The sequence below is a fragment of the Sphingomonas sp. TF3 genome (genome assembly GCF_003985085.1).
Taxonomy (GTDB): Bacteria; Pseudomonadota; Alphaproteobacteria; order Sphingomonadales; family Sphingomonadaceae; genus Sphingomonas.
The window spans coordinates 171995-197707 of the sequence record NZ_RWKS01000003.1; the positions used below are offsets into that span (position 1 = coordinate 171995).

The following is a 25713-nucleotide window of genomic DNA, read 5'->3' on the forward strand; positions in this document are numbered from 1 at the left end:
GGGGCGGGCATCTGGGCTCCGGGGTGGAAAGACACGAGGCGATGGCGCGGCTGATCCTGTTCAACAAGCCGTATGACGTGCTGTCGCAATTCACCGATAGCAGCATCGGCGCGGCGCGCGCGACGCTGTCGGACTTCATCGCGGTGCCGGGGGTTTATCCGGCCGGGCGGCTCGACCGCGATAGCGAGGGGCTGTTGCTGCTGACCGATGACGGGCGCTTGCAAGCGCGCATCGCCGATCCGCGCTTCAAACTGCCCAAGACCTATCTCGTCCAGGTCGAAGGGGAACCCGATGCCGCCAGCCTTGATCGCCTGCGGCAGGGGGTGGAGTTGAAGGATGGCATCACCCGCCCGGCCGAGGTCGAGCGGATCGACCCGCCCGAACTGTGGCCGCGCGATCCGCCGGTGCGGTTCCGCAAGAGCGTGCCCGATTGCTGGATCCGGCTGACGATCCGCGAGGGGCGCAACCGCCAGGTGCGGCGGATGACGGCGGCGGTGGGCTTCCCCACCTTGCGGCTGGTGCGCTGGGGCATTGGCGCGTGGACGCTCGACGGCTTGGCACCGGGGACGTGGCGCGAAGCGCCGGTGGGGTAAGCCGGGCGCTTACACGATCTCGAACAGGCCCGCCGCGCCCATGCCGCCTGCGGTGCACATCGACACCACCACCCAGCGCACGCCGCGCTTGCGGCCTTCGATCAGCGCGTGGCCGACAAGGCGCGATCCGGTCATGCCGAAGGGATGGCCGATCGCGATGGCGCCGCCATTGACGTTGTAGCGATCGGGATCGATGCCGAGCATGTCGCGGCAATAGAGGCATTGTGAGGCGAAGGCTTCGTTGAGTTCCCAAAGGCCGATGTCGTCGACCGACAGCCCGGCACGGGCGAGCAATTTGGGAATGGCGAAGACCGGGCCGATGCCCATTTCATCGGGCGCGCAGCCGGCCGCCTGGAAACCGCGATACAGGCCAAGCACCTCGCGCCCTTCGGCGAGGGCGGTCGCATGGTCCATCACGATCTGCGCGGAGGCACCGTCGGACAATTGGCTGGCATTGCCCGCCGTCACATGCTGGCCGGGGCCGGAAAAATCGCCGCCGGGCCACACCGTCTTCAACCCTGCCAGCGCCTCCGCCGTCGTGCCCGCGCGAATGCCCTCGTCCTGTGCGAGCGTCACGGTTTCGCTGCCGGTGCGGTTGCCCTCCTTGTCGAACAGCGCCTTTTCGACGGTGATGGGCGCGATTTCCTCGCGAAACGCCCCGGTTTCGAGCCCGCGCGCCGCGCGCTGCTGGCTTTGCGCGGCATAGGCATCCTGTGCAGCGCGACTGATGCCATAACGCTCGGCGACGATCTCGGCGGTTTCGATCATCGGCACATAGGCGGCGGGCTCGCGCGCGATGACCGACTGGTTGATATAGCGCGGCGCATCCTTGGTGACGGTGAGGCTGATCGACTCCATGCCACCCGCCAAAGCGACGTCGATCTCGTTGCAAATAATGCTGCGGGCAGCGAGTGCGATTGCGGTCAGCCCCGAGCCGCATTTGCGGTCGAGCGTGAAAGCGGGGACGGTCTCGGGCAAGCCCGCCGCGAAGGTTGCCATGCGCCCGGCATTGCCGCCCTGGCTGCCCCATTGATTGCCGACGCCCCAGAAGATCTCGTCGATGCGCACCGGATCGATCCCGGCGCGCTCGACCGCCGCGCTCATCACATGCGCGGCGAGCACCGGAGCCTCGGTCGCGTTGAACGCGCCGCGATACGCCTTGCCGATCGGGGTACGGGCGGTGGAGACGATCGCGGCTTCACGCATGGCAGACACTTTCGAGCTTTGGGTATGGAATCCGGGTGTAGAGCCTGCACGCTTTCTCCACAAGCGCCGGATCATGCGTGGACGCGGCGTGGAGTACACGGTTGACCCGTCCCGCCCGGAAGCCACAATGACCCGCATGAGCCACATCCTGATCGTCGATGACGACCCGCATATCCGCGACTTGCTCGCCTTCGCGCTGGGCAAGGCCGGGATGAGCGTGGCCGAGGCGAGCGATGGCGAGGACGCGCAGGCCGCGATCGCGCGGCGTATGCCCGATCTGATGGTGCTCGACATCAACATGCCGCGGCTGAATGGGCTCGATCTGTGCCGTGCGCTCCGCGCCGAGGGCGGGGCGGCGGCGGCGCTGCCGATCCTGTTCCTGTCCTCGCGCGATGACGAGATCGACCGTATCGTCGGGATCGAGATTGGCGGCGACGATTATGTGGTGAAGCCGTTCTCACCGCGCGAAGTGGTCGCGCGGGTCGGCGCGATTTTGAAACGCGGTACGCGCGCGGCGGTGGGGGCGGCGACGGTCACGCACAATCGGCTGACGCTCGACACCGATGGCTGGGAAGCGCGCTGGGACACGACGCCGGTGCCGCTCACCGCGACCGAATTCCAGTTGCTGCTATTGTTCGCGACCAGCCCGGCCAAGGTGTTCTCGCGCGATGCGATCATCGACCGGCTGCACGGGCCGGGCTTTGCCATCACCGATCGCACGATCGACAGCCATGTGCGCAATTTGCGCGGCAAGTTTCCGGGCGTCGATCTGGTCGAGACGCGCGCCGGAATCGGCTATCGCATCGGTCGTTGTGGGTGATCGGCTGGCTGAAGGCGCTGGCCAAGGCGCATTGGCCGCGCCTGCATTTGAGCGCGATCCTGTTTGGCACCTTGCTGTTCGTGGCGTCGCTGCCCGGTGTCGCCGCGCTGTCGCTGCGCGTGTATGAAAATACGCTCGTCCAGCAGACCGAGTCCGAGCTGATCGCGCAAAGCGTGGTGCTGGCGGCGGCGTATAAGGCAGCGTGGTATGACGCGGCGCACGCCGCGCAGCCCGATCCCTCGGCCCGTCCGCTCGCGCCCGAAGCGCCCGCGATCGATTTGCGCACCATGCCGGTGCTGCCGCGCGCGCCGGGCGGGGTGCGGGAAGGCGCGGCCGATCCACGTGCGCTGCAGGTCGCGGCGCGGTTGCGACCGATGGTCGGCGATGCGGTGGCGGTGACGCTGACCGGAACGCGGCTGCTGGATGCGCAGGGCGTCGTCGTGCTGGGGCGCGGCGATGCCGGACGCAGTCTTGCCGGGCTGGCCGAAGTCCGCGCGGCGCTGGCCGGGCATAGCGCGACCGTGTTGCGCGAACGCAGCGCCGCCGAAATGGCCGATTGGCGTGCCGCGCTCAGCCGCGCTTATGCGATCCGCGTGCATCATGCGCGCCCGGTGATTGCCGATGGCAAGGTGATCGGCGTGGTGATGGTGACGCGCTCGCCGCGTGGGCTGTTCATCGGCATCTGGCAGGACCGTTTCGCGATTCTGCTGGGTGCCGGGCTGATTTTCGTAACGCTGCTGGTGCTGGCGGGGCTGTTGTCGCGCGGTATTGCGCGGCCGATCACGGCGCTGGCGCGCGCCAGCGACGAGGTCGCGCGCGGTGTGCCGGTGGTGCCCGAAACGCCGGTGACCGCCGCGATCGAGATCGCGCAGCTCTATGACAATTTCCGCGCAATGGCCGAGCGGATCGAGCGCCGCCAGCGCTATCTGCGCGATGTCGCGGCGGCGGTGGCGCATGAGTTCAAGACGCCGATCGCCGGGATTCGCGGGGCGCTGGAATTGCTCGACGAGCATGGCGGGACGATGCGTGCGGAGGAGCGGCAGCGTTTCCTCGGCAATGCCGCCGCCGATGCCGACCGGCTGGCGCGGCTGGTGCAGCGGCTGCTCGATCTGGCGCGTGCCGACATGACGACGATCGAGGCGGGGGCGCAGGCCGATGTCGTCGCGGCGGCGCGACGGGTGGCGGATTCGCTGAGGTCTGAGCATTTTACGGTGGCGATCGAGGCGGGCGATGTACCGCCCGCACGGGTGACCAGTGCCGCGATCGAGACGATCCTGGAAACCGTGGTCGAAAATGCGCGGCAAGCGGGCGCTGCGCGGGTGACGATTGCGGTGGCTGCGGGGGCGGGGGTGGAGATTTCGATCGTCGACGATGGGCCGGGTGTCGCGGCGGCGGACCTGGAGCGGATTTTCGAGCCGTTCTTCACCGGGCGACGGGAAGCGGGCGGGGCGGGCCTGGGGCTCGCTATCGCGCGGTCGCTGCTGGCGGCGAGCGGGGGTACGATCGTCGCCGAACGCGTTGCCGCTGGCGCTCGCTTCCGAATTGCGCTCTTGGCGGCGGCATGACCGTACTTTCTTCTTATGACACCATCATCCTAGGCGCGGGCGCGGCGGGCCTGATGTGCGCCGCCACTGCCGGGCAACGCGGACGCCGCGTGCTGCTGATCGATCATGCCGAGGCGATCGGCAAAAAGATCCTGATCTCGGGCGGCGGGCGGTGCAATTTCACCAACGTGCATACCGCCGCCGATCGCTATCTCTCGGCGAACCCGCATTTCGCCAAATCGGCGCTGGGACGCTACACCGCTGCCGATTTCATCGCTTTGGTCGATAAGCACGGCATCGCCTGGCACGAAAAGACGCTGGGGCAATTGTTCTGCGATGGCTCGGCCAAACAGATCGTGGCGATGCTGCAGGACGAATGCGATCGGGGTGGGGTGGAGATGGCGCTGGGCGCTGCGATCAGCGACGTCGCCCATGCCGACGGGCACTATCGGGTGACCTTCGGTGCGCGCATTGCGAGCGCACCGGCACTGGTGATCGCGACGGGTGGCCCGTCGATCCCGCAAATGGGCGCGACCGGCTTTGCCTATGATCTGGCGCGGCGCTTCGGGCTGAAAGTGGTCGAACCGCGCCCCGCCTTGGTGCCGCTGACGCTGGGGGGCGAGGAGACTCTGTTCCGCGCGCTTTCGGGGGTGGCGGCGGAGGTGGTCGCGCGCGTTGGCAAGACGCGCTTTCGCGAGGCGGCGTTGTTCACGCATAAGGGGCTGAGCGGCCCGGCGATCCTGCAAGTCTCGTCTTACTGGCGGCATGGCGAGCCGGTCGCGATCGATTTTCTGCCCGCGCTGAAACCGGGCTGGCTGGTGGCGGCGAAGCATGCACGGCCGCGCGTGTCGCTGGCCTCGGCTCTGTCCAACCATTTGCCGGGACGGCTCGCCGAGACGCTGGCCGACCGGCTCGGCATCGAGGGCGAACTGGGCGCGGCGACCGACAAAGCGGTCGAGGCGGCGGCGCGGCACTTGGCGGACTGGGCGTTCACCCCCAATGGCACCGAGGGCTTTGCCAAGGCCGAAGTAACTGCAGGCGGGATTTCGACCGCGGAGCTTTCGTCGCAGACGATGGAAGCGCGCAAGGTGCCGGGGCTCTATGCGATCGGCGAGGCGGTCGATGTGACCGGGTGGCTTGGCGGGTATAATTTCCAATGGGCCTGGGCGAGCGGCTGGGCGGCTGGGCAGGTGGTTTAGAGGCGCGCGCGCGTTTAGTGGGCTTTGCGCTTCGCTGTAGGCCGACCCACCCCCAACCCCTCCCTTCCAGGGAGGGGAGGAGAATGTTGCGCTACTTTTTTCTCCCCTCCCTGGAAGGGAGGGGCTGGGGGTGGGTTGCTCTCCGTATCGTGGCACGGCACTTTTCAACAATGCCGCGCGTCCCGCCCGAAATGACTCGCCGCGCCCGCGCGTTGCGCGGCAACGCGACCGAGGCGGAGCGGTTGGTGTGGTTGCGGCTGCGGACATACCGACCGCGTTTTACGCGGCAGTTGGTGGTCGGGCGCTATATCCTCGACCTTGCGTGTCGTCAGGCGCGGCTGGCGGTGGAGTTTGATGGCAGCCAGCATCTCGACTCGTCTTACGATGCCGAGCGGACCGCGTTTCTGGAAAGCGTTGGCTGGCGGGTGATGCGGTTCTGGAATTCGGAGGTCGTCGCCAATCCTGACGGGGTGGCGGAGGCGATTTTGGGCGAGGTTGTGCGCTCTTGCAGGCCGACCCACCCCCAGCCCCTCCCTTCCAGGGAGGGGAGGAAGAAGTAGGCTCCCGCCTTTCCAGGGAGTGGAGGAGGAATAGGGGGGCTCCCCTCCCTGGAAGGGAGGGGGCGGGGGTGGGTCGGCCCGCCGTATCCCGGCACCTCCGCCCGAAGGGCTCATTCATCATTCGGACCGCGGCAGCCAATACTGCTCTGTGGACTACCAGGCCGAGCTGCACCGCCACGGCATCCGTATCTCCATGTCAGGAAAGGGAAATTGCTACGATAATGCGATGGTGGAGACCTTCTTCAAGACGATCAAATCCGAGCTCGTCTGGCGCACCGTCTTCTATACCCGCGACCAAGCCGCGCAGGCCATTGCCCGCTATATCGACGGCTTCTACAACCCCGTCAGGCGCCATTCCGCGCTCGACTATATCAGCCCCGCGCAGTTCGAACGAACCGCGTCACGTTGAGCAAATGCCTCTCCACTTTTGCGGGGCAAGTCCAGACCCGCCATCGACGCGGCCGGGTGGCCGACGCGCATGTCCAAGCCGCTTGCGGCCAAAGGCGTCGGCGCATGTCTCAAGTGGATTTCCACACATGGACGCTGCTCAAAGGCGTCGCGATTTCGACCCTGCTTGGCGTTGGCGCAAACATTACCTTCTCCGGCGAGAGCGATCTCGTCCAGGCGATCCGCCAATCCACGCAGCAGAACGTTTCGCGCGCCGGCGACCAGATCACGTCCCGCAACCTGCAGATCCAGCCGACCATCACGATCCGACCCGGCGCGCCGGTCCGGCTGGTCGTTCACCGCGATCTCATCCTCGCGCAGTGGCGCGGTTAGGAGAACACCATGGTAGATCTCAAGCTTGCTCGAATTCCTGACCGGACCCCAGTCAAGCTCACCATCACGGTGCTGCCCGACCTCCACCAGGCACTCCAGGACTATGCCCGGATCTATGCAGAAGCCTATGGTCGCGAAGAGCCGGTCAGCGAACTGGTGCCGGCCATCCTGTCCGCGTTCCTCGATAGCGATCGCGCCTTTGCGAAGGCCCGCGAGCGCAGTGGGACTCGCAGCACGTGACTGGCCCCGGCACCAACGTTGACCCCGGCGACGCGCTGACCATCCGCGTGCCCGCGGCCGCACAGATGCTGGGAATTGGCAAGACCAAGCTCTATGAGTTGATTACGGCGCGCGAGATCGACGTCATAAAAGTCGGACGGGCGACGCTCATCGTCGTCAGGAGCCTTGAGCGCTTTATCGAGCGGCAGTCCGCCGCGGCTGGCGCGGCGTTGCCGCAACGTCGCGGGCGCGGTCGGCCCCGACATTCGTTCGCTCGATCGGCCGCCGGGATCGACTCCTAGCGGGCGGAATGCAGAAATCGCCCCAAGCCTTCATCAACTCGCGCCGCTTGGCCAGGAAATCCGTGCGCCGGTAGGCTGCTTCGACCCTATTCTCGAGGGTATGCGCCAGCGCGGCCTCGGCGATCTCGCGCGGCACGTCCGTTTCCTCGGCTACCCAGTCCCTGAAGCTCGACCGGAAGCCGTGCACGGTCGCCGGCAACTCCATCCCACGCACCAGCTCCAGCAGCGCCATGTCCGAAAGGGTCGAGCCCGACGTGGCGCCCGGAAAGATCAGGTCGCAACCCTTGATTCGCAGCGCCTGTGCCTGACGGAAAACGTCTGCGGCCTGCCGCGACAGGGGCACGGTATGTTCGGTACCGGCCTTCATGCGTTCGGCGGGAATGGTCCAGAGGGTCAGATCGTCATCGAGTTCGGACCATTGGGCGCCGCGAACCTCGCCGGACCGAACCGCCGTCAATATCAGTGCCTCTAGCGCCAACCGGCTGCTGCTGATCCCGCGCGCGCGAAGGCGCTTCATGAACGCGGGCACCTCGGCATGGGGCAGCGCGGCGAAATGGCCGGACTTCCTGGGCTGGCGTGGCAGCCCCTTGGAAATGGAGCGCATCGGCGCCTCGCTGGCCCGAAAGCCGTTGGCATAAGACCAGTCGAGCACCGTGCCGATGCGTTGGCGAACCCGCCGGGCGGTCTCCGGAATGTCTAGCCAGATTTCCGCCAGTACATCGCGGATGATCGGTCCCTCGATCTGGTCGACCTTCAGCTTGCCCAGCTTGGGGTAGGCATAGAGTTCCAGCGTCTTGATCCATTGCTTGGTGTGCTTGCCGTTCTTCCAGCCCTTGATCATTTCGGCGTGCGCGAGCTTCGCCGCCTGCTCGAACGTAGGAATAACGATCTCGACCTTCCGCCGCTCTTCGAGCGGATCGACACCGGATTTGGCGAGCTTCTTGATGGCGGCCGCCTCCAGCCTGGCGTCGCGAAGGCTGACATGTCGAAGCTCTCCCAGGCCGATGTCCCGTCGGCGACCGTTGACCTGAACACGCATGAGCCAGCTTTTCCCGCCCGACGGGGAGATTTGCAGCAGGAGCCCCTCACCATCGGAGTAACGTCCGGGTTCGGTGAGCTCTTTGATCAGGGCGGGGGTGAGCTTTCCCATGGCAGCAGAATACCATTGCGGACCCCTGATTTGAAGCCCGCCAACCCCTCACAGCCCCACACTCAGCCCCACATCGATTTCCGAACGACCGCGAACGACCACGAACTTACGCGATCAAAAGCCTCGCATTTTCAGTGATTTATATGGATTTTTCGGTCTTTGGCGAACGTCCGCGAAAGGCGGAATGGCGGAGCGGGAGGGATTCGAACCCTCGATACGCTTTTGACGTATACTCACTTTCCAGGCGAGCGCCTTCGACCACTCGGCCACCGCTCCGCATGTCCTGGACAGAACGGTCGCCCTAGAGCGTCCGTGGCGACTGTGCAAGCGATCTGCTGCGGGCGGGGATTGCGCCCGTGCATATGAGCGTGGCACGATGGCACAATGCCGATGGTCCCGCCAATCTTCGCCCTGCTAGCCGCCGCCCAGATCGCCGCGAGCGCACCGCCCGCGCCGACGCCCAAGCCGACCGCTGCACAACTCGCCGCCGCCGCCCCGGCGGAGGCGTGGGCAGGGATCGACCCAAATGATCTGCTTCTGCTCGACTTTGCCGATGGCCAACGCTCCGTCATCTGGCTCGCCGCCGAGTTCGCGCCCGTGCATATCGCCAATATCCGAACGATTGCGCGCAGCGGGTGGTGGAGCGACGCGACGGTGTACCGCGTGCAGGACAATTACGTCACCCAATGGGGCGATGCGAGCGAGAAGAAGCCGCCCGCCGTCGGCATCGATCGTCATCCGCCGGCCGAATATGAATGGGCCTGGGGCGCGCATGGCCGTGCCGTCGCCAATCCGTATCGCGATGCCTATGCGACGCACACCGGCTTCACCCCGAGCGGCTGGGCCGTGGCGGGCGACGGCAAGGCGCAATGGCTGCCGCATTGCTACGGCATGGTCGGCGTAGCGCGCGATCTCGCACCCGATACCGGCACCGGAGGTGATCTTTATACCGTGATCGGCCACGCGCCGCGGCATCTCGATCGCAACATCGCAGTGGTCGGGCGGGTGATTGACGGAATGGCGGCGCTGTCGGCCCTGCCGCGCGGCACCGGCGGGGGACTTGGCCTGTATGAAGATGTGAAAATGCGCGTGCCGATCAAGCGCATCGTTCTTGCCGCCGATTTGCCGCCGGGCGAGCGGCCCGCATTTCAGTACCTACGGCCCGACGCGCCAGTATTTGCCGCAACGTTGGCGGCGCGCGCCAATCGCGGCGGGCCGTTCTTTACCGTGCCTGCGGGTGCCGCAGACCTCTGCAACCTGCCGGTGCCGGTGCGCGCGGCCCCGGCACCGCGCTGAGGCTTATTTGCCGACCCAATCGGCCACTTCGCCCGCAACGGTGTTGGCGGCCTGATTGAGGGCGACGCTGACGGGTCCTGCTGCAATCGCGCTGGCGTGAACGCGCGCCTCGAAGCGGCGTTTCTCGACGATCTTGCCGGTGGTGCGGATCAGCGATCCGTCGAAGATGACCACCGCGTCCTGCGTGGCCGCATCGATGCCAAACGCCCGCAATTCACCCGACAGCACCGCGCCGGGATCGGAAAACGCCTGCGAGCTGCTCAGCACGATACGACCGGTCTTTGCGGGGATCGTGTCCGATAAAAGCCGCGCGAACATGCGGTTGGGCGGCTCAACCCATTGCGCCTTGGCGACATAGGCGATCGAGGTCTCGCTCGCTTGCACCGGAATGCGTGTCCCGGCGAGCGACTGGCCGACCACCGGCACCTGGATGGTGATGGTGGGCGCGGTCCCCGAATTCTGCGTGTTCCCGACGGGCAAGGTGGTGGTCGAGGTCAGCGTCAGCAGCGAAGGGGGCGGCTTCGGCGCAAAGCTGATGCAACCCGCCAGTGGCACCATCGCAGCCAGTGCGAGCAGCAGTTTGGTGGACGAACGAACCATAGTCACTGTCCCTTTCCGGGCTTGTAATCGGGCAATTTCGACTGGCCGATCAACGAGCTTGCGCCGCCGCGATCGAGCTTTTCGGCGACCGAGGTGAGCGCCTGCGACATCTGGCGCAGATCGTGGACGAGTTGGCCGACCTCGGGGATGGTCTGCTTGGAGAACGCCTGCAAGCCGGGCCGCGCATCGCTGACGGCGGCGTCGAGCGTTTCCATGCTGTGCTGCGCGCTGGCGATCGCCTTGTTGAGGTTGCCCATCACCGGATGGATATCATCCTTCAACATGCCATTGGTGGTGTCGGCGAGATTGCCGATCTGTTCGGCGGCAATTCCCGCCTTTTGCAAGGTCGTTTTGGTTTCGGCGAGCGTGGCGGCGATGTCGGGACCGCGATCGGCCAATGCCTTGGTCAGGCGATTGGTATTGGCGAGGATGCCGGTGATCGACTGCTGGTTCTTCTCCGACAGCACGTCGGACAGTTTCTCGGTCAGCGTCGAAATACGTTCGAGCAATTGCGGAGCCGAACTCAGCAATGCACCGAGGCCTCCCGCCTTGGTCGGGATCGTCGGCACGCCATTGGGGCAATCGTTGAGCGGGTTGACCGCCGGACATGTGATCGGCGGTGCGCCCTTGATCGCGCCATCGAGCTGCACGGTGCTGGTGCCGGTAAAGCTGCCCTGCAGCGTGGCGGTGGTGCCGACCAGGATTGGCGTGTCGGCATTCACGCTGATCCGCACGCGCACCAACTGCGGATCGGGCTTCCACAGCTTGATTTCCTTGACCTGGCCCGACGGCACGCCCGAAAAGGCGACCGCCGATCCCACGGCCAGACCATCGACCGATTGCTTGAAGAAGATATCATATTCCTTGTCGGTGGCGGTGCCCCAGCGTGCGATCCACACCAGGAACAACAACATCACCGCGATCAGGATCAGCACGACGGTGCCGACCAGAACATGGTTCGAGCGGGTTTCCATCAGCTACTGCCTTTCGCTTGCGCGCGTTCTTCATTGTTGTGGACTGTGGCGATCGCGGCGCGCCCGCGCGGCCCCTTGAAATATTCCTGGATCCAAGGGTGGTCGAGCGCCAGCAATTCGTCGATCGTGCCCACCGCAATCACCTTCTTGTCGGCCAGCACGGCGACGCGGTCGCAAATCGCGTAGAGCGTATCGAGATCGTGTGTGATGAGGAACACCGTCAGCCCCAGCGTCTTTTGCAGCGAGGCGGTGAGTTCGTCGAACGCAGCCGCACCGATCGGATCGAGCCCTGCGGTCGGCTCGTCCAGGAACAGCAGTTCCGGATCCAGCGCCAACGCCCGCGCCAGCCCGGCACGCTTCTTCATGCCGCCCGACAGTTCGGCGGGGAATTTCGGCCCTGCGTCGGCTGGCAGACCGGTCATCACCACCTTGTACGCCGCGATTTCGTCGAGCAGCGCGCCTTCCAGATCGGGATAGAATTCGCGCAGCGGCACTTGCACATTCTCGGCCACGGTCAGCGTCGAAAACAACGCCCCTCCCTGGAACAGCACGCCCCAGCGCTTGGTCAGCCCGGTGAGGTCGATTTCCTCGCGATTGACGGTCGATTCGCCAAACACCTCGACGTCGCCCGCGACCGGCACCTGTAAGCCGATGATCGAGCGCATCAGCACCGATTTGCCGGTGCCGGAGCCGCCCACCACACCCAGAATTTCGCCACGACGCACCGTCAGGTCGATGCCGTCATGCACCACTTGGTCGCCAAACGCGCTGCGCAAACCGCGCACGACGATGACGGGATCGTCTGCCTTGCTATCGCGCGTCATATCCAGCCGATCGAGGTGAAGAAGACCGCGAAGAAGGCATCCAGCACGATCACCAGAAAGATCGCCTGCACCACCGCCGATGTGGTGCGGGTGCCGACCTGTTCGGCGTCGCCCTCCACCAGCATGCCCTGGAAGCAGCCGGCCACGGCAATGATGAGGCCGAACACCGGTGCCTTCACCAACCCGACATAAAGATCGGTGATCGGCACGACTTCGCGCAGCCGCTGGACGAAGGTCACCGGCGGAATTCCGAGCGAGACCCAGCATAGCAGCAGACCGCCGATGATCGCGACGATCGACGCGTACATGCCGAGCAGCGGCATCATGATCACCGTCGCCAGCACGCGCGGCAGCACCAGCGCCTCCATTGGCGACACGCCGATCGTGCGCATCGCGTCGACTTCTTCGGTCAGCTTCATCGTGCCGATCTGTGCGGCAAAGGCCGAGCCCGATCGCCCGGCGACCATGATCGCGGTCATCAAGACGCCAAGTTCGCGCAGTGTGATTCGCCCGACCAGATTGATGGTGAGGAACTCCGCCCCGAATTGCTGCAACTGCACAGCTCCCTGCTGTGCAATAACGATGCCGATCAGAAAGCTCATCAGGCCGATGATGCCAAGCGCGCTCACCCCCACCACTTCGAAACGCTGGATCACCGCATTGAAGCGAAAGCGCTTGGGGTGGGTCGTCACATGCCAGAAGGCGATCAGCGTCGCGCCAAGAAAGCCGAGCAGGCCGTAGAGCGTGCGTCCAGTCTGGACGACCGCATCGCCGATTTCGCCGACGACGCGGGTTAAGCTCCCAACGGGGGCGGGGCGCATCGCCACCGGCTGGTCTGCATGGGCGACTTGCGACAGCAGATGTTCGCCATCGGCATCGAGCCCGATCACATCTGCATCATGCTCGGCGGCGAAGCGGTGGATCAGCCATGCCCCCACCGTATCGATTCGCGTGATCGCGCTCAGGTCGACATGCGCGACCTCGCCCTGAAAAGCGCGCAATTGCTCGGGCAACGTCCCGATCGCCGCCAACGAAAGGCTTCCCGTGAAGCGCACGGTGTCGCGGTCGAACGAGAAGGCGGCCATATCGGTCATCTGCTGCCTTCTGTGCTGCAATCGGGGTAGATCGGCAAGGCTCGAACATCCTATGGCGCTGCAATGCACCATCTTAGCGTCTACGATATGGACAAGACTATTACATACGCGCCGACCTGGACTTCGTTCCTTGTCCGCACGGCATGGGCGGAGGCTCCCTGGCGGCTGGCCTTGCTCCCGCTCGCCGGTCTGGCGACGTTGGGCTATGCTGTCGGAGCGATCGGGCGGGCCGGGTTGAAGGAAAGGACGCACGCGCTCCTGCTCGGTAACGCCTTGCCCGAGGCGGTGGCAGCGCGCGCTGCGGCACGATTCGCCGATCGGATCGTGGGCACCGGCGTCTATGCCGGTGCGCTCGCGCAGATCGCGGCGGACCGTGCCGCAGGCTATCGGCTGGTCCTGGCGACTGCGTCCTACGGCTTTTATGCGCGCGCGATCGCCGAACGGCTCGGCTTCGACGCCGTGATCGCGACCGGGGTGGTGCAGGAAGGTGGCGTCCTGCGCGCGCGCATCGCGGGGGAGAATTGCTATGGCGCGGCCAAGCTTCGGATGATCGAGGCGTGGCTGGCAGCGCAGGGGATCGCGCGCGCCGACGCCGTGGCGCGCTTCTATTCGGACCATGTGTCGGACGCGCCGTCGCTGGAATGGGCCGACGTCGGCATCGCCACAAACCCGCACCGGCGGCTGCGCACGCTGGCGCACGCGCGCGGCTGGGCGGTGGAGGATTGGGAGCGTTAGGGCGTGAGCCGGGTATTCGGCGACCGTTACAACGCGACATCCACTGCATGAATTGCCAGCCCGACCAGGCCGCCGACCAACGTTCCGTTGACGCGGATATATTGCAGATCGCGGCCGACCGCGTTTTCCAGGCGGCGCGTGATCGTGCCCGCATCCCAGCCCTGGATCGTTTCCGACACCAGCCGCACGATGCCGTCGCCATAATCCGCCGCCATGCCGACCACGGCGCGGCGCACGAACCGGTTGATCGTCGCGCGGAGCTTCGCATCGGTCTGCAGTGTTTCGCCGAGCTGGCGTAGCGCATCGCCGACCGGGCCTGCCAGCATCGCATCAGGGTTGCGCGCGATCCGCAGCATACCGCCGCGCGCCTGCTCCCACAGCCCGTCGAGCCAGCGCTGCATCGCGGGATTGTCGATGATCTCGCTTTTCACCGCCGCCACGCGCTCGCGCATGCGGGGATCGTTGATCAGATCATGGGCAAGCGCGGCGAGCCCCGCCTCGGCCTTTTCGCGCAACGGGTGGTCGGGATCCTCGGCGATGCCGGTCAGCAAGCCATTGAGGCCATCGATGATCTTGGTCGCCAGCGTCTCGTCCAGCCCGGTCCAGCGCATCACGCTGCCTGCCCGGTCATGCACCATCTGGCGGATAAGCTGTTCGTTGGAGGCCAGCAACCGTGCGCCCCAGCGAACAATACCATCGAGCAGCGGCAAATGCCTGTCTTCGGCGATCGCCGCGCTCAACGCCTGCCCGAGCAAAGGCGATACGTCGAGCGCGCGCAGCCGTTGCCCGATCCCGGCCTTGACCATTCCGCCGAGCCGCTGCTGGTCGAACGCTTCCAATATATGCGCGGCCAGGGCGGCGGCACCGCGTCGCAACCGGCCATCGCCGCCGGGCGGATTGGCGAGCCAGCGGCCCGCCGCTCCGGCTATGTCGACCCCGCGCATGCGCCGCGCGACGACGCCCGGAATCAGGAAATTGTCGCGCAGGAAAGCGGCGAGCGTGGTGCCGATGCGATCCTTGTTGCGCGGGATGATCGCGGTGTGCGGGATGGGCAAGCCAAGCGGATGGCGGAACAAGGCCGTCACCGCGAACCAGTCGGCCAGCCCGCCGACCATCGCCGCCTCGGCAAAGGCCCGTACGAAGCCGAGTGCGGGATAGCGATCATCGAAGGCGCGCGCGATCAGGAAGGTCGCCGCCATGAGCACGAGCAGCCCGCCCGCGATCCAGCGCATCCGCACCAGGCCAGCGGGCGGGGCCTCGAAGGTGCGGGGTGGTCGGGTGCGGCTCATGCCCCGACCAATCCCCGAACGCCGCGATAGTTCAAGTGCAAAGCGGCGTTTGTACAATTGCGCGTCGTGTCGCGTGCGGTGTTACTCCGCCGGTTGTGCCAGATCGTCCGGGCCATGGCCAAGCCGCGCTGCGGCAGCGCCAAGCTCGGGCCGACGCGGCGGGCGGTTCTCGATCAGCGGACCATGGTCGTCGCCTGCGCGATACGTCAGCAGGTTACGGCGCAGGAACGGCCCGATTCGCCCTTCCAGCCCGACCGCCAGGCTGAAGCTGGCCGGCACGATCAGCAAGGTCAGCACCGTCGACATCAACAGGCCGCCGATCACGGTGATGCCCATCGGCACGCGGAACGATCCGTCGCCGTTGAGCGCCAGCGCGGTCGGCACCATGCCCGCGACCATCGCGACCGTGGTCATCACGATTGGCTGGGCGCGCTTGTGCCCGGCGTCGATGATCGCGGTGACTTTGTCGATGCCCTTGTTCATCTCCTCCAGCGCGAAATCGATCAGCAGGATCGAGTTCTTGGCGACGATGCCGAGCAGCATGATCAAGCCGATATAGACCGGCATCGAGATCGGCGTGTTGGTCAGCCACAGGCCGATCAGCCCGCCCAGCGGTGCCACCGCCAGCGACATCACGTTGATGAACGGCGGCAGCAAGCGCCGGTAGAGCAGCACCAGCACCGCAAACAGCAACACCACGCCTGCAAACAGCGCGACGATGAAATTGTTGATTAGTTCGTTCTGCCACTTCGATTCGCCCAGCACCAACTCGCGCACGCCCATTGGCAGGGCCTTCATGATCGGAAGCGCGTGAATCTCCTTCTGCGCTGTTCCGCTGACGACACCGGGCGAAAGATCGGCACCGACGGTCAATTGGCGTTGCTGCGCGACGCGTTCGATCTTGGTCGGTCCCGCGCCGAAGCCGATGTCGGCGACGACGTTGAGCGGGACCGAGCCGCCGGTGGCGGTTTGCACCGGGATGTTCTGGATCGTCGACAGGCGCTGCCGCGAATCCTGGTCGAGCGCAACGCGGATCGGGATCTGGCGATCGGACAGAGAGAATTTGGCGCTGTTCTGATCGATATCGCCCAGCGTCGCCAGCCGGATCGCGTTGGACATGGCCGCCGTGGTCACGCCCAGGCTCGCCGCCAAGTCCATATGCGGGGTGATGACGATCTCAGGGCGTTTCAAATCGCCGCCGATGCGCGGCGCGACCAGACCCGGCAAGCGCGACATCTGCTCGACCAATTTGGCCCCGGTTTCCGCCAGCAATTTGGGATCGTCACCACCCAGCGTGATGGTGAGCGCGCGCCCGCTGCCGCCCCAGCCGCTGTCCGAGCGGAAGGAAACGCGCGCATCGGGAATTTTCTGCAGTTCGGGCGCGAGCGAGCGTTCAAACTCATAGCTCTTCATCGTGCGTTCTTTTTTCGGCTTGAAGATCGCGCGGACGCGACCGTTGCCGACAAACGCACGAGCATAGACCGAATCGACCCCCGGTTGTTTCTGAAGGAAGGTCGCGACGCGAGTCACCACCGCCTGCGTTTCGGCGAGGGTGGTGCCGGGCACCATCTCGATCAGCGCGGTGCTGCTGTCGCTGTCGCGCAGCGGCTGGAAGGTCGACGGGAGCACCGAGAACAGGAAGATGGTTGCGCCGAACGCGGCCGCACCGGCGACAACCGCAGACCAGCGGTGGAGCAAGGTCCATTTCAGAATGCGGATATACGCATCCATGATGAAGCCTTCACCGTGCGAGGCTTCGCCATGCGACTTCAGGAAATAAGCGGCGAGCATCGGCGTGATGAGGCGCGCGACGGCAAGGCTCATCAGCACCGAGGCGACCACCGTCAGGCCGAAATTCTTGAAGAACTGCCCGGAAATGCCGGGCATCAGGCCGACCGGCAGGAACACCGCGACGATCGCCATCGTCGTGGCGAGCACGGCCAGGCCGATTTCGTCGGCGGCGTCGATCGCGGCCTGATAGGCGGATTTGCCCATGCGCATGTGGCGCACGATGTTTTCGATCTCCACGATCGCATCGTCCACCAGCACGCCCGCGACCAGGCTGAGCGCCATCAGCGTCATGTTGTTGAGCGTGAAGCCCATCAGCTTCATGACCCAGAAAGTCGGGATCGCGGACAAGGGGATGGCGAGCGCCGAGATGACGGTCGAGCGCCAATCGCGCAGGAAGATCAGCACGATCACCACCGCCAGCGCGGCACCCTCGACCATCGCTTCCATCGCGGCGTCATATTGCGCCTTGGTGTATTTCACACTGTCGGCGATGCGCTTGAAATGGACCTTGGGGTACCGCTTCTCGAGCGCGGCCAGTTTCTTTTCGGCTTCGGCGAAGACGGCAACGTCCGACGCGTTCTTGGCGCGCTGGAAATCGAAGCTCAGCACCTGTTTGCCGTCGAGCTGCGAGGCTGAACGCTGTTCGGCGTAGAGATCTTCCACGCGGCCGAGATCGGCAACCTTGATCGTACGCCCATTACCCGTGGCGATTTGCACCTGGCCGAGCTCATAGGCGGTCTGCGCGTTGCCGAGCACGCGCACCGATTGTTCGGAGCCCGCAATCTGCGCGCGACCGCCCGCCGCGTTCAAATTGACCTGGCGCAGTTGCTGGTTGACCTGCGCCGCCGTCAGCCCCTGCGCCGACAGCTTTACCGGATCGAGGATGACGCGGATTTCGCGGTTGACGCCGCCATTGCGCTGCACCCCGGCGAGCCCCGAGACCGACAGCAATTCCTTCGACACGGTATTGTCGATGTACCAGCTCAATTGCTCGACGGTGAGATCGGTGCTGATCGCGGCATAGCTGGCGAGATCGTTACCGGTGGTGTCGGCGCGCATGATCTGCGGTTCGAGAATGCCCTCGGGCAGATTGCTGCGGATCTGCGCGATGGACGAGCGCACGTCCTCGACCGCGCGGTCGATCGGCGTGCCGATCGCGAGCTGGACGATCGTTTGCGAATCGCCCTCGGTCACGGTCGAATTGATCTCGTCGATGCCCTGCAGCGATCGCACAGCGGCTTCGACGCGCTGGGTAACCTGCGTTTCCAGCTCGCTTGGCGCGGCACCGGGTTGCGAGATATCGATGATGACGACCGGAAAATCGATGTCCGGCTGGTTGTTCACGTCCAGGCTGCGAAAGCTGACAATGCCAGCGATCGTCAGCATGACGAACAGCACGATCGACGGGACCGGGTTGCGGATCGACCAAGCCGAGATGTTCCGGAAGTTCATCGACCTACCTCTTATTTGCCGCGTCGGCCGTCACCAGCGCCGGATTGACCTTTTGGCCCGGCGTAAGGAACGCCCCCGCCGTCAGCACGACCCGCTCGGTGCCGTTAAGTCCGGAGGCGATCGCCACGCCCTTGTCGGACACTTCGCCAACCGTGATCGCGCGGCGCGTTGCCTTGTCGTCAGGCCCGACGACATAGACGTAATTGCCCTTTTCATCGCTCTGGATCGAAGCGTTGGGCAATTGCGGGACGTCGGTCGTGCCAGCCACGATCGTTGCCGCTGCAAAGCCACCGGGACGCAGCAGGGGGCTGTAGGGCAGCGCGATGCGCGCAATACCCTGGCGCGACTGCGGATCGATCACGGGCGACACCTGCCACACCTCGCCGGTAAACACGTCACTGCCGCCGACCGGCGTCACCTTCGCCTGCGATCCGACGTGCAGACCGCGCAGGTCGGCCTCGCTGACTTGCGCGCGCAGCTCCAACTGGCCGTTTTCTGCCATGCGGAACAGCACGCCCGAGCCCGCCGAGACGACCTGACCGGCCTCGACGTTGCGCGTCAGCACCAGCCCGGCGGCGGGTGCGCGAATGTCCAGGCGACCATTGCTCGCCTGTTGCTGCGACAGCTGCGCTTCGGCCACTTTCACGCGCGCGGCGGCGGCGTCGCGAGTCGCGGTCTTGGTGTCGATGTCGGAGCGGGAGATAAAGCCCCGCGACACCAACTGCTTGGCGCGGTCGAGTTGGGACTGGGCGAGCGTCGCGTCGGCCTGCGCGACCTTGATCTGCGCGGCCAGCGAGGCCGCCGTCTGCGTCTGCACCGAGCGGTCGACTCGCGCCAGCACTTGGCCCTTCTCGACCCATTGGCCGGGCTCTACCAGCACGCGCGTCACGATGCCGCCTTCGCCGGAGACGCCGACGGGCATATCGCGCCGTGCGGCAAGCGACCCCGTTGCCGAAATCGTGCGCGCGACGCTGGAGCGGCCGGGGATCACCACCGATACCAGCGGCAATTGTTCTGTCGGCTTGGCCGCGGGTGGGCTGCTCCGACCGAAGATCAGATAACCGCCCACCAAAAGCAGCACAATCACCGCGCCGACAATGGCAAACAGCCGCCAGCGCGACCGCCCGGGGCCGCCCGGTAGGCTGAGCACCTCCTCATTGCCGATCGCCCGCGTCTCATAGTTCATGTGCGTCAATCCCCGCCCCCTGGGCTCTCATCCTATCGCGACAGTGTGCGGCTGCCGACGTTCATTCTTGCTGTGTTATAGAAATAGATCACCAACCTCAAGAGGCTGATCTGTCAGAATATGGCATGGCGTGTTTCTGGCCCGCTCGCAATACGATCGGCGCGAATCGGTCGCAACCGCGCAGCTTTATGTCCGCTTATGGCCCCATTTTGTCACGGTGTCGAAACAAACTGCTTGCATCGATGCAGGGCGGACGCGAGGCTCGCCCGGATTGCCACAATGCGGACGCTATGGGAGAAAAGGCGATGGAACGTTCTATTCTCGGTTGGCTGCTGATCGGACTGGTTGCCGGCGTGCTCGGCAAGCTTATCATGCCGGGTAGAGACCCGGGTGGCTTTATTGTCACGATTCTTATCGGCATTGCGGGCGCGTTTCTTGCGGGGTTCATTGCCAAATCGATGCACATCGCGTTGGTGGGTGGCTGGGAGAACTATGCGGCCGCGACTGGCGGCGCGGTTATTGTCCTGGCTCTGTACCGTATCGTTGTTGTGCGGCGTAATCGATAATCTGTTCATCTCCGGTTGGTGAGAAGGCTGCCATCGTCGCCCGCACAATGCGAGCCGAAGAGCGGTTCGTTCTACCGGGAGTGTTTTCATGCGTTCGACCTTCTTTCTGCTTGCCCCTGCTTTGATGCTGGCGGCGGTCAGCCCCGCTGTCGCGCAAACCGCGCCGGCCTTGCTGCCCGATGGCACCCTGCTCGATATCACGGCGGAGGGGCACGTCGCGCGGGTGCCCGACGTTGCGACGATCCGGGCAGGGGTGGTTACGCAAGGACAGACCGCAGCGGCGGCGCTGTCGGACAATGCCGCGCGCATGGTCCGGGTTCTCTCTGCGCTGAAAAAGGCGGGAGTCTCGGCTCGCGACGTGCGCACCGCCAATGTCTCGCTCAGTCCGCAATATCGCTACGCAGACGGGCAGGCCCCGGTGGTCACAGGCTATCAAGCCAGCAACAGCGTCTCCGTTCGCTTTCACGATCTTGCCAAATCAGGGGCAATTCTGGATGCGTTGGTCGCGGAAGGCGCGAACCAGATCGATGGGCCAAGCCTCTCGATCGACCAGCCCGACGCGGCGCTTGATGAAGCGCGGAGTTCGGCCGTGAAGATCGCGCAGGCGCGTGCCGAGCTTTACGCCAAGGCTTCCGGGCTGTCGGTGGCACGGATCGTGTCGATCGCGGAACGCGGTGCCAATGACGGCGCGACGCCACAGCCGCCGATGCTCTTTGCCCGCCAGATGAAGGCGAGCGACGCGACCCCCGTTGCGGCGGGCGAAACCGAAGTGTCGGTGACGCTGTCGGTACGCTTCCTGCTGAAATGACCTGCGGCACCTTCGCGATGCGGTGAACGAAAAAAGGCCGCCGGGATCGCTCCCGGCGGCCTTTTTTGTAGCTTGGTTGCGCTTAGCGGACCGAGCCGCGGCGGATGAGATTGACGATCGCCAGTAGAATGATCGCGCCAATCAAAGAATATACGAAGGTCATGACAGTAATGACCTGGTTGATGCCCGCTCCGAACAGGAACGATGCAATCACCGATCCGATAATGCCGACGACGACGTTGAGAACAATGCCCTGCTGTCCATCGGTGCGCATCACCATGCTGGCGAGCCAGCCGCAAACACCACCGACCACGAGCCAAACAATGAGACCGATCATCTTACCCTCCATTTTCCCGGCTGCATCCGGGATACGGGGACAAGACTCACGAATTGCGATTTTTGTTCCGGCTACGGTTTGAAGAGTGGCGTGCGACGGTCAGTATTTCTGCTGACGCTCGTAGAGCGATTTGTAATGCTGGATCCGCGTGACGCGCAGGCCCGGCATCCCCGAGCGGTCAATCGCCCGCTGCCAGCCCGCAAATTCCTCGACCGTCAGGCCGTAGCGATCGCACACCTCGTCCACCGACAGCAGTCCGCCATTGACCGCGGCGACCACCTCGGCCTTGCGGCGAACGACCCAGCGGGTCGTCTCCGGCGGCGGAAGCGATTCGAGCGTCAGTGGCTCTCCGAGGGGGCCGATCACCTTGGCTGGGCGAATCTTCTGGTTTTCGATCATTCTGTAACCTCGTGGCGGGGCGGGGGGACCCCTGCATCTTAATAACGGTCATTACTCTAAGGACTTGAACGTCGGCTAAAGCGGCTCGGTAAACAGCGCCTTCATTTTTCGGGCTCCCGCATCGGCGAGGCGGCGAGCATCTCAGCCACGGCGAGGTTGAACGTGCCGTGGGCGGGTGCGAACCACGCGCGCTGCAGCGTGATGGAGGGCAGGCGTCCCTGAACCAGCGCGGTCGGGCTGGCGGCCTGCCGCGCGGCGATACCGACCATCAGCACGGCGAGGTCGGGCGGCAGCGCCACCACCGTCGCATCGGCTTCGAATCTGGAAAAACTCAGGTCCACGCATGCACTTCCGCTAAGGATCGAACTCTATCTGTAGCGGCGAGGTTCTTTCGGGCGGGTAAAGCCGCCGATCTTTTTTTGGGTTTTTTGCATGTGCGCGTAGGAGCGCCTATCTCCGCCGCCATGAACGAAGCCGATTTTCAACTGGGTGCCGATCTTGCAGGCAAGCGTATCGTCGTCGCCATGTCGGGCGGCGTCGATAGCTCGGTCGTGGCGGCGCTCGCCGCGCGGACGGGGGCGGAGACGATCGGGATCACGCTGCAACTCTACGATCATGGCGAGGCGGTCGGGCGCGCGGGGTCGTGCTGCGCCGGGCGCGACATTCGCGATGCGCGCAGCGTGTGCGACCGGCTCGGCATCGCGCATTATGTGTTCGACCATGAATCGCGCTTTCGCGACCAGGTGATCGATCGCTTTGCCGACGATTATCTCGCCGGGCGGACCCCGATCCCGTGCGTTCAGTGCAATATGGGGCCGAAATTCACCGATCTGCTCGCCGCCGCGCGCGATCTGGGGGCGGATTGCCTGGCGACCGGACATTATGTGCGGCGCGTGGAAGGGCCGGGGGGTGCTGAACTGCACCGCGCCTTCGACCCCGCGCGCGACCAGAGCTATTTCCTGTTCGCAACCACGCAGGAGCAACTCGATTATCTGCGTTTTCCGCTGGGCGGCTTGCCCAAGCCGCGCGTGCGCGAAATCGCAGCCGAATTGGGGCTGGGGGTGGCGGGCAAGCCGGACAGTCAGGATATCTGCTTCGTGCCCGACGGCGATTATGCGTCGCTGGTCAAGAAGTTGCGGCCCGAGGCCGACACCAGCGGCGAAATTGTCGACGAGGCGGGCCGCGTGCTCGGGCGGCACCGTGGCCTGATTCACTTCACTGTCGGACAGCGGCGTGGCCTGGAAATCGGCGGCACGCCGGAGCCGCTGTATGTCATCCGACTGGAGGCCGCGACCAAGCGCGTGATCGTCGGCCCCAAGGCGGCGCTAGCGGTGGGCGCGGCGCGGTTGAGCGGGGTCAATTGGCTGGGCGGGGATTATGCCGGGCCGATGACGGCCAAGGTCCGTTCGCTCGCCAAGCCGGTTGCGGCACGCTTCGATGGCGCGCGCGTGAGCTTCGATGCGCCCGAATATGGCGTGGCACCGGGGCAAGCGACGGTGCTCTATGCCGGCGACCGCGTGCTGGGCGGCGGCTGGATCGAGGAGACCGAAGGCGCGCTCGTCGCGGCCTGACGCGGGTCAGGGTAGGAAGAACGTCCCTTCCATCACCGTCACGCACTGCCCGCCAAGCACGACGCGGTCGCCAGCGAGCTGGCACGTCAAATGCCCGCCGCGGGCGCTTGCCTGATACGCTGTGAAGCGATCGCGGCCGAGGCGCGCGGCCCAATAGGGCGTCATTACCGCGTGCGCCGAGCCCGTGACGGGGTCCTCGTCGATCCCGGCACCGGGCGCGAACACCCGGCTGATCACGTCGGTTTCATCGCCAGGCGCGGTGACGATGGTGAGGACATCGACCTCGGCACCGCCCCCCGCCGCCGGGTCGGCGGGCGAGGGCCGCCCGAGCGCGCGGAAATCGGGGTCGAGCGCGCGAATCTGCGCGGCATTTTCGAGCACGATCAGCGCATAACGATGCGGATGCCACAGCGTTTCGACCGCCGCCTCGACTCCGAGAGCCGCGACGATATGCGGCAGCGGCTTGGGCGAGGGGCCCCAGGCGGGCAAAGCCAGCTCATACCCGCTTCCCGCGCGCGCAACCGACAGGATCCCCGCCTTGCGCGTGCGGAAGGTGACGCGGTCGCGCTCGGGATCGCTCGACAGCACGAAATGCCCGCTGGCCAGCGTGGCGTGGCCGCACAACACCACCTCGTTGGTGGGGGTGAACCAGCGCAATTCGAAATCGCTCTCGCCGCTTTCATCAGGCAGGATGAACGCGGTTTCGCTGAGATTGTTCTCGGCGGCGATCGCCTGGAGCACATCGTCATCGAGCCACGCTGCAAGCGGCATCACCGCCGCCGGATTGCCTTTGAAGGCTGCGCTGGCAAAGGCGTCGATCTGGACGATGGGCAGTCTCATGCGCGTTTCCCGAACCAATGGGGGGTGACGTCGGCCTCGACCAGCGGGTTGTCGGTATCGACATGCCCTTCGGGGTCGAGATGGATCAGCACCTCAACCTTGGGGAAGGCCTTGTGCAGCGCGCGTTCGACGCCCTCGACCACCTTGTGCGCCTGCGCGACGGTGATGTCGCCCGGCACTTCCATATGAAATTGCGCGAAATCGTGCGTGCCGGCGTGGCGCGTGCGGAAATCGTGAATGCCCTTGATGCCGGGCTGGCGCGCGGCGACCTCGATAAACTCGGCGCGCATCGCCTCGGGCCATTCCTTGTCCATCAAATGGTCGATCGCGTTGGACGAGGCGCGGAAGGCACCATAAGCGAGCCACACCGCGATCACGATGCCGAAGATCGGATCGGCGCTGCGCCAACCGAGATATTGGTCGAGCACCAAGGCCACGATCACCGAGCCGTTGAGCAGCACGTCCGATTGATAATGGACGTTATCGGCAACGATCGCGACCGAGCCGGTGCGGCGGATGACGGCGCGCTGATAGGCGAGCAGCACCATGGTCGCGAAAATCGCGATCAGCGACACGCCAATGCCGAATTCCGCACCCTGCGTCGGCTCGCTGCTGCCGAGCGCAGCGATCGCACGCCATGCTATCCCGGCGGCGGAGGCGGTGATCAGCATGACCTGGAACAAGGCCGCGAGCGATTCCGCTTTGCCATGGCCGAAGCGGTGGTCGTGGTCGGCTGGCTGCGCGGCCAGGCGCACGCCGTACAGCGTTACTGCGCTGGCCAGCAAGTCGAGCCCCGAATCCGCCAGGCTACCGAGCATAGCGATCGAGCCCGTGGACCAGGCGGCATAGGATTTTAGCGCAATCAGGAAGATCGCCATGGCAACGCTGGCGATCGCCGCGCGCACGGCAAAGGGGATCGCGCGGCGCTGTTCCTCGGTCATGGGTAAAGCAGCCCCTCGGTCCAGCCATCGGCGGTGCGCGTGAACAGGCGACGTTCGTGCAGGCGGTGTGCGCGGTCCTGCCAGAATTCGATGCGGTCAGGCGTCACGCGATAGCCGCCCCAATACGGTGGGCGCGGCACGTCCTGGCCTTCGAACTTGGCCTGAAACTCGGCGAAGCGCGCTTCGAAGATCGCGCGGTCGGCCAGCGGGCGCGACTGGTCCGAGGCCCAGGCACCAAGCTGCGAGTCGCGCCCGCGGGAGGCGAAATAGGCATCGGATTCGGCATCGGTGACGCGGCTGATCGCGCCTTCGATGCGGATCTGCTGGCGCTGCGACTTCCAGTGGAACAGCAAGGCGGCGTGCGGATTGGCGTCGAGATCGCCAGCCTTGCGGCTCTCTCGGTTGGTGTAGAACACGAACCCCTCGGGGCTGCGGCCCTTCAGCAGCACCATCCGCACCGACGGGCGTCCGTCGGCGTCGGCAGTCGCCAGCGCCATGGCGTTGGTGTCATTGGGTTCGCTGGCGCGTGCGGCGGCGTACCAGAGTTCGAACAGGGCAAAGGGGTCGTCAGTCATGGGGCTGCTGTAGCGTGCTCGCGCCGTTGCGTCACCCCGAAGCAGGGTAAAGGGAACGACTC

26 protein-coding genes, 1 tRNA gene and 3 pseudogenes are annotated in these 25713 nt (G+C 65.4%); 14 read left to right on the top strand and 16 right to left on the bottom strand.

Features of this window, described 5'->3' with window-relative positions; genetic code table 11:
- Window positions 1-41: 41 nt before the first annotated feature.
- Window positions 42-593, top strand: a complete 552-nt coding sequence (locus EJC47_RS03610) for an rRNA large subunit pseudouridine synthase E (protein ID WP_126845526.1) — start codon at window positions 42-44, stop codon at window positions 591-593.
- Between the two features lie 9 nt (window positions 594-602).
- On the opposite strand, the gene EJC47_RS03615 is transcribed toward EJC47_RS03610, so the two are convergent.
- Window positions 603-1799: an acetyl-CoA C-acyltransferase gene (locus tag EJC47_RS03615; RefSeq protein ID WP_126845527.1), complete on the bottom strand. Its 1197-nt coding sequence runs from the start codon at window positions 1797-1799 to the stop codon at window positions 603-605.
- Between the two features lie 127 nt (window positions 1800-1926).
- Between EJC47_RS03615 and EJC47_RS03620 the strand changes: the two genes are divergently transcribed.
- The 8 genes and pseudogenes from EJC47_RS03620 to EJC47_RS21315 all read left to right on the top strand — a co-directional run.
- Complete coding sequence (locus EJC47_RS03620) at window positions 1927-2619, top strand: response regulator transcription factor (protein ID WP_260591462.1); 693 nt, start codon at window positions 1927-1929, stop codon at window positions 2617-2619.
- Window positions 2616-4184 carry a sensor histidine kinase gene (locus EJC47_RS03625; RefSeq protein WP_126845528.1) on the top strand — a complete coding sequence of 523 codons (1569 nt, stop codon included), beginning with the start codon at window positions 2616-2618 and terminating at the stop codon, window positions 4182-4184. Before EJC47_RS03620 ends, EJC47_RS03625 begins: the two co-directional genes overlap by 4 nt.
- Window positions 4181-5362, top strand: a complete 1182-nt coding sequence (locus tag EJC47_RS03630) for an NAD(P)/FAD-dependent oxidoreductase (RefSeq protein ID WP_126845529.1) — start codon at window positions 4181-4183, stop codon at window positions 5360-5362. Before EJC47_RS03625 ends, EJC47_RS03630 begins: the two co-directional genes overlap by 4 nt.
- A 170-nt stretch (window positions 5363-5532) precedes the next feature.
- On the top strand, window positions 5533-5922 hold the full coding sequence (locus tag EJC47_RS03635) for an endonuclease domain-containing protein (RefSeq protein ID WP_126845530.1): 390 nt from the start codon (window positions 5533-5535) through the stop codon (window positions 5920-5922).
- 97 nt (window positions 5923-6019) lie between these two features.
- Window positions 6020-6331 (top strand): annotated as a pseudogene (locus EJC47_RS03640) (integrase core domain-containing protein); the annotation flags it as partial.
- A gap of 110 nt (window positions 6332-6441) precedes the next feature.
- A pseudogene (locus EJC47_RS03645) lies at window positions 6442-6702 on the top strand (TrbI/VirB10 family protein); the annotation flags it as partial.
- A gap of 9 nt (window positions 6703-6711) precedes the next feature.
- A complete protein-coding gene (locus EJC47_RS03650; RefSeq protein WP_126845532.1) occupies window positions 6712-6942 on the top strand; it encodes a DUF2274 domain-containing protein in 231 nt (76 codons plus the stop codon).
- A gap of 65 nt (window positions 6943-7007) precedes the next feature.
- A pseudogene (locus tag EJC47_RS21315) lies at window positions 7008-7073 on the top strand (excisionase); the annotation flags it as partial.
- Window positions 7074-7116: 43 nt separating this feature from the next.
- On the opposite strand, the gene EJC47_RS03660 reads toward EJC47_RS21315, so the two are convergent.
- Both EJC47_RS03660 and EJC47_RS03665 read right to left on the bottom strand, forming a co-directional pair.
- Window positions 7117-8373: a tyrosine-type recombinase/integrase gene (locus EJC47_RS03660; RefSeq protein WP_126845534.1), complete on the bottom strand. Its 1257-nt coding sequence runs from the start codon at window positions 8371-8373 to the stop codon at window positions 7117-7119.
- A 185-nt stretch (window positions 8374-8558) separates the two neighbouring features.
- Window positions 8559-8649: transfer RNA gene (locus EJC47_RS03665), tRNA-Ser, on the bottom strand.
- A gap of 114 nt (window positions 8650-8763) precedes the next feature.
- Here EJC47_RS03665 and EJC47_RS03670 point away from each other — a divergent pair.
- Window positions 8764-9669 carry a peptidylprolyl isomerase gene (locus tag EJC47_RS03670; protein ID WP_260591463.1) on the top strand — a complete coding sequence of 302 codons (906 nt, stop codon included), beginning with the start codon at window positions 8764-8766 and terminating at the stop codon, window positions 9667-9669.
- A 3-nt stretch (window positions 9670-9672) separates the two neighbouring features.
- On the opposite strand, the gene EJC47_RS03675 is transcribed toward EJC47_RS03670, so the two are convergent.
- The 4 genes from EJC47_RS03675 to EJC47_RS03690 are packed head-to-tail and all read right to left on the bottom strand — an operon-like array spanning window position 9673 to window position 13161.
- Complete coding sequence (locus EJC47_RS03675; RefSeq protein ID WP_126845536.1) at window positions 9673-10275, bottom strand: ABC-type transport auxiliary lipoprotein family protein; 603 nt, start codon at window positions 10273-10275, stop codon at window positions 9673-9675.
- Window positions 10272-11243: an MlaD family protein gene (locus tag EJC47_RS03680; RefSeq protein WP_033965200.1), complete on the bottom strand. Its 972-nt coding sequence runs from the start codon at window positions 11241-11243 to the stop codon at window positions 10272-10274. The genes EJC47_RS03675 and EJC47_RS03680 overlap by 4 nt, the downstream gene beginning before the upstream one ends.
- On the bottom strand, window positions 11243-12067 hold the full coding sequence (locus EJC47_RS03685; protein ID WP_126845537.1) for an ABC transporter ATP-binding protein: 825 nt from the start codon (window positions 12065-12067) through the stop codon (window positions 11243-11245). The genes EJC47_RS03680 and EJC47_RS03685 overlap by 1 nt, the downstream gene beginning before the upstream one ends.
- Window positions 12064-13161, bottom strand: coding sequence for an ABC transporter permease (locus EJC47_RS03690; protein ID WP_126845538.1), 1098 nt, complete (start codon window positions 13159-13161; stop codon window positions 12064-12066). The genes EJC47_RS03685 and EJC47_RS03690 overlap by 4 nt, the downstream gene beginning before the upstream one ends.
- 63 nt (window positions 13162-13224) lie before the next feature.
- Here EJC47_RS03690 and EJC47_RS03695 point away from each other — a divergent pair, with 63 nt between their 5' ends.
- Window positions 13225-13896: an HAD family hydrolase gene (locus EJC47_RS03695; RefSeq protein ID WP_185867550.1), complete on the top strand. Its 672-nt coding sequence runs from the start codon at window positions 13225-13227 to the stop codon at window positions 13894-13896.
- A 26-nt stretch (window positions 13897-13922) separates the two neighbouring features.
- Here EJC47_RS03695 and EJC47_RS03700 read toward each other — a convergent pair whose 3' ends face one another.
- From EJC47_RS03700 to EJC47_RS03710, 3 genes are all read right to left on the bottom strand, one after another.
- Window positions 13923-15185 (bottom strand): DUF445 domain-containing protein, encoded by a 1263-nt coding sequence (locus tag EJC47_RS03700; protein ID WP_052192361.1) that lies wholly within the window; start codon window positions 15183-15185, stop codon window positions 13923-13925.
- A gap of 81 nt (window positions 15186-15266) precedes the next feature.
- Window positions 15267-18428 carry an efflux RND transporter permease subunit gene (locus EJC47_RS03705; protein ID WP_126845540.1) on the bottom strand — a complete coding sequence of 1054 codons (3162 nt, stop codon included), beginning with the start codon at window positions 18426-18428 and terminating at the stop codon, window positions 15267-15269.
- A 4-nt stretch (window positions 18429-18432) separates the two neighbouring features.
- On the bottom strand, window positions 18433-19614 hold the full coding sequence (locus EJC47_RS03710; protein ID WP_126845541.1) for an efflux RND transporter periplasmic adaptor subunit: 1182 nt from the start codon (window positions 19612-19614) through the stop codon (window positions 18433-18435).
- A 305-nt stretch (window positions 19615-19919) separates the two neighbouring features.
- On the opposite strand from EJC47_RS03710, the gene EJC47_RS03715 reads away from it, so the two are divergent.
- On the top strand, window positions 19920-20180 hold the full coding sequence (locus tag EJC47_RS03715; RefSeq protein WP_081988733.1) for a GlsB/YeaQ/YmgE family stress response membrane protein: 261 nt from the start codon (window positions 19920-19922) through the stop codon (window positions 20178-20180).
- 88 nt (window positions 20181-20268) lie between these two features.
- A complete protein-coding gene (locus tag EJC47_RS03720) occupies window positions 20269-20988 on the top strand; it encodes an SIMPL domain-containing protein (protein WP_126845542.1) in 720 nt (239 codons plus the stop codon).
- Window positions 20989-21070: 82 nt separating this feature from the next.
- Here the strand turns inward: EJC47_RS03720 and EJC47_RS03725 are convergent, their stop codons facing one another.
- From EJC47_RS03725 to EJC47_RS03735, 3 genes are all read right to left on the bottom strand, one after another.
- Window positions 21071-21322, bottom strand: coding sequence for a GlsB/YeaQ/YmgE family stress response membrane protein (locus EJC47_RS03725; RefSeq protein WP_126845604.1), 252 nt, complete (start codon window positions 21320-21322; stop codon window positions 21071-21073).
- Window positions 21323-21424: 102 nt separating this feature from the next.
- Window positions 21425-21724: a CtrA inhibitor SciP gene (gene sciP / locus EJC47_RS03730; protein WP_010404863.1), complete on the bottom strand. Its 300-nt coding sequence runs from the start codon at window positions 21722-21724 to the stop codon at window positions 21425-21427.
- A 101-nt stretch (window positions 21725-21825) separates the two neighbouring features.
- Window positions 21826-22065, bottom strand: a complete 240-nt coding sequence (locus EJC47_RS03735) for a hypothetical protein (protein ID WP_171010552.1) — start codon at window positions 22063-22065, stop codon at window positions 21826-21828.
- A gap of 123 nt (window positions 22066-22188) precedes the next feature.
- Here EJC47_RS03735 and mnmA point away from each other — a divergent pair, with 123 nt between their 5' ends.
- Entirely contained in the window at window positions 22189-23295 is a 1107-nt protein-coding gene (gene mnmA / locus EJC47_RS03740; protein ID WP_126845543.1) for a tRNA 2-thiouridine(34) synthase MnmA, read from the top strand.
- A gap of 6 nt (window positions 23296-23301) precedes the next feature.
- Here the strand turns inward: mnmA and EJC47_RS03745 are convergent, their stop codons facing one another.
- Genes EJC47_RS03745 through pdxH form a run of 3 tightly spaced genes read right to left on the bottom strand, consistent with a single transcriptional unit; the run spans window position 23302 to window position 25651 of the window.
- Window positions 23302-24135, bottom strand: coding sequence for a PhzF family phenazine biosynthesis protein (locus EJC47_RS03745; protein ID WP_126845544.1), 834 nt, complete (start codon window positions 24133-24135; stop codon window positions 23302-23304).
- Window positions 24132-25076 (bottom strand): cation diffusion facilitator family transporter, encoded by a 945-nt coding sequence (locus tag EJC47_RS03750; protein WP_126845545.1) that lies wholly within the window; start codon window positions 25074-25076, stop codon window positions 24132-24134. The genes EJC47_RS03745 and EJC47_RS03750 overlap by 4 nt, the downstream gene beginning before the upstream one ends.
- Window positions 25073-25651, bottom strand: a complete 579-nt coding sequence (gene pdxH, locus EJC47_RS03755; protein ID WP_126845546.1) for a pyridoxamine 5'-phosphate oxidase — start codon at window positions 25649-25651, stop codon at window positions 25073-25075. Before pdxH ends, EJC47_RS03750 begins: the two co-directional genes overlap by 4 nt.
- Window positions 25652-25713: the final 62 nt, after the last annotated feature.

Excerpts from the sequence above, each read along its gene's own strand:
- EJC47_RS03610 (WP_126845526.1), top strand. The coding sequence starts at position 42 with ATGGCGCGGCTGATCCTGTTCAACAAGCCGTATGACGTGCTGTCGCAA.
- EJC47_RS03700 (WP_052192361.1), bottom strand. The coding sequence starts at position 15,185 with ATGAGCCGCACCCGACCACCCCGCACCTTCGAGGCCCCGCCCGCTGGC.
- EJC47_RS03720 (WP_126845542.1), top strand. The coding sequence starts at position 20,269 with ATGCGTTCGACCTTCTTTCTGCTTGCCCCTGCTTTGATGCTGGCGGCG.
- EJC47_RS03695 (WP_185867550.1), top strand. The coding sequence starts at position 13,225 with ATGCACCATCTTAGCGTCTACGATATGGACAAGACTATTACATACGCG.
- EJC47_RS03615 (WP_126845527.1), bottom strand. The coding sequence starts at position 1,799 with ATGCGTGAAGCCGCGATCGTCTCCACCGCCCGTACCCCGATCGGCAAG.
- EJC47_RS03670 (WP_260591463.1), top strand. The coding sequence starts at position 8,764 with ATGGTCCCGCCAATCTTCGCCCTGCTAGCCGCCGCCCAGATCGCCGCG.
- EJC47_RS03650 (WP_126845532.1), top strand. The coding sequence starts at position 6,712 with ATGGTAGATCTCAAGCTTGCTCGAATTCCTGACCGGACCCCAGTCAAG.
- pdxH (WP_126845546.1), bottom strand. The coding sequence starts at position 25,651 with ATGACTGACGACCCCTTTGCCCTGTTCGAACTCTGGTACGCCGCCGCA.
- EJC47_RS03660 (WP_126845534.1), bottom strand. The coding sequence starts at position 8,373 with ATGGGAAAGCTCACCCCCGCCCTGATCAAAGAGCTCACCGAACCCGGA.
- EJC47_RS03710 (WP_126845541.1), bottom strand. The coding sequence starts at position 19,614 with ATGAACTATGAGACGCGGGCGATCGGCAATGAGGAGGTGCTCAGCCTA.
- EJC47_RS03635 (WP_126845530.1), top strand. The coding sequence starts at position 5,533 with ATGCCGCGCGTCCCGCCCGAAATGACTCGCCGCGCCCGCGCGTTGCGC.
- EJC47_RS03620 (WP_260591462.1), top strand. The coding sequence starts at position 1,927 with ATGACCCGCATGAGCCACATCCTGATCGTCGATGACGACCCGCATATC.
- sciP (WP_010404863.1), bottom strand. The coding sequence starts at position 21,724 with ATGATCGAAAACCAGAAGATTCGCCCAGCCAAGGTGATCGGCCCCCTC.
- EJC47_RS03690 (WP_126845538.1), bottom strand. The coding sequence starts at position 13,161 with ATGACCGATATGGCCGCCTTCTCGTTCGACCGCGACACCGTGCGCTTC.
- EJC47_RS03685 (WP_126845537.1), bottom strand. The coding sequence starts at position 12,067 with ATGACGCGCGATAGCAAGGCAGACGATCCCGTCATCGTCGTGCGCGGT.
- EJC47_RS03745 (WP_126845544.1), bottom strand. The coding sequence starts at position 24,135 with ATGAGACTGCCCATCGTCCAGATCGACGCCTTTGCCAGCGCAGCCTTC.
- mnmA (WP_126845543.1), top strand. The coding sequence starts at position 22,189 with ATGAACGAAGCCGATTTTCAACTGGGTGCCGATCTTGCAGGCAAGCGT.
- EJC47_RS03715 (WP_081988733.1), top strand. The coding sequence starts at position 19,920 with ATGGAACGTTCTATTCTCGGTTGGCTGCTGATCGGACTGGTTGCCGGC.
- EJC47_RS03750 (WP_126845545.1), bottom strand. The coding sequence starts at position 25,076 with ATGACCGAGGAACAGCGCCGCGCGATCCCCTTTGCCGTGCGCGCGGCG.
- EJC47_RS03680 (WP_033965200.1), bottom strand. The coding sequence starts at position 11,243 with ATGGAAACCCGCTCGAACCATGTTCTGGTCGGCACCGTCGTGCTGATC.
- EJC47_RS03705 (WP_126845540.1), bottom strand. The coding sequence starts at position 18,428 with ATGAACTTCCGGAACATCTCGGCTTGGTCGATCCGCAACCCGGTCCCG.
- EJC47_RS03630 (WP_126845529.1), top strand. The coding sequence starts at position 4,181 with ATGACCGTACTTTCTTCTTATGACACCATCATCCTAGGCGCGGGCGCG.